Annotated in this window: 1 protein-coding gene; it reads left to right on the top strand. The window is 67.7% G+C overall.

The features are described 5' to 3' along the window. Positions 1–1,447 (top strand): acyl-CoA carboxylase subunit beta (locus ACIRPK_RS36880; protein ID WP_403047328.1); only part of this gene is annotated, 1,447 nt, incomplete at both ends.

Here is a 1,447-nt window from a genome sequence, read left to right as displayed (position 1 = left end):
TGACGGCTCGTGAGCGGATCGGCCTGTTGTTGGACGAGGGGTCGTTTCGTGAGGTGGAGCCGTTGCGTCGGCATCGGGCGACGGGTTTCGGTCTGGAGGGGAAGCGGCCGCACACCGATGGTGTGATCGTGGGCTGGGGCACCGTGCACGGGCGTACCGTGTTCACGTATGCGCATGATTTCCGGATCTTCGGTGGTGCGCTGGGTGAGGCGCACGCGCAGAAGATCCACAAGATCATGGACATGGCCATCGCGGCGGGTGCCCCGCTGGTGTCCCTCAACGACGGCGCCGGCGCCCGGATCCAGGAGGGTGTCACCGCGCTGGCCGGCTACGGCGGCATCTTCCAGCGCAACACCCGCGCCTCCGGCGTGATCCCGCAGATCTCCGTGATGCTCGGCCCCTGCGCGGGCGGCGCCGCGTACTCGCCGGCGCTGACCGACTTCATCTTCATGGTCCGCGAGACCTCGCAGATGTTCATCACCGGCCCCGACGTGGTGCAGGCCGTCACCGGCGAGAAGATCAGCCAGAACGGCCTGGGCGGCGCCGACGTCCACTCCGGCGTCTCCGGCGTCTCCCACTTCGCCTACGACGACGAGCAGAGCTGCATCGAAGAGGTCCGCTACCTCCTGTCGCTGCTCCCGCAGAACAACCGCGAGATGCCGCCCGCCGCACCCAACGACGACCCCGTCGAGCGCCGCAACGACAGCCTCCTGGACCTGGTGCCCGCCGACGGCAACCGCCCCTACGACATGCGCAAGGTGATCGAGGAGATCGTCGACCACGGCGAGTTCCTGGAGATCCACGAACGCTGGGCCACCAACGTCCTGTGCGTCCTGGCCCGCATCGACGGCCACGTCACCGGCATCATCGCCAACCAGCCGCAGTCCCTGGCCGGCGTCCTGGACATCAACGCCTCCGAGAAGGCCGCACGCTTCGTCCAGATGTGCGACGCCTTCAACATCCCGCTGGTCACCATGCTGGACGTCCCCGGCTTCCTGCCCGGCGTCGACCAGGAACACGACGGCATCATCCGCCACGGCGCCAAACTGCTCTACGCCTACTGCAACGCCACCGTGCCCCGGATCCAGCTGATCCTGCGCAAGGCCTACGGCGGCGCCTACATCGTCATGGACTCCCGCTCCATCGGCGCCGACCTCTCCTACGCCTGGCCCACCAACGAGATCGCCGTGATGGGCGCCGAAGGCGCCGCCAACGTCATCTTCCGCCGCGACATCAACGGCGCCGAAGACCCCGAAGCGATGCGCGCCCAGAAGATCAAGGAATACAAGACCGAACTGATGCACCCCTACTACGCCGCCGAACGCGGCCTGGTGGACGACGTCATCGACCCCGCCGAAACCCGCACCGTCCTCGCCTCCGCCCTCGCCATGCTCCGCACCAAACACGCCGACCTGCCGAGCCGCAAGCACGGCAACCCGCCGATGTA

The organism is Kitasatospora sp. NPDC101801 (genome assembly GCF_044766665.1).
Lineage (GTDB): Bacteria > Actinomycetota > Actinomycetes > Streptomycetales > Streptomycetaceae > Kitasatospora.
Note: the sequence above shows the minus strand (reverse complement) of the source record. Positions and strands in the feature narration are given on the sequence as shown.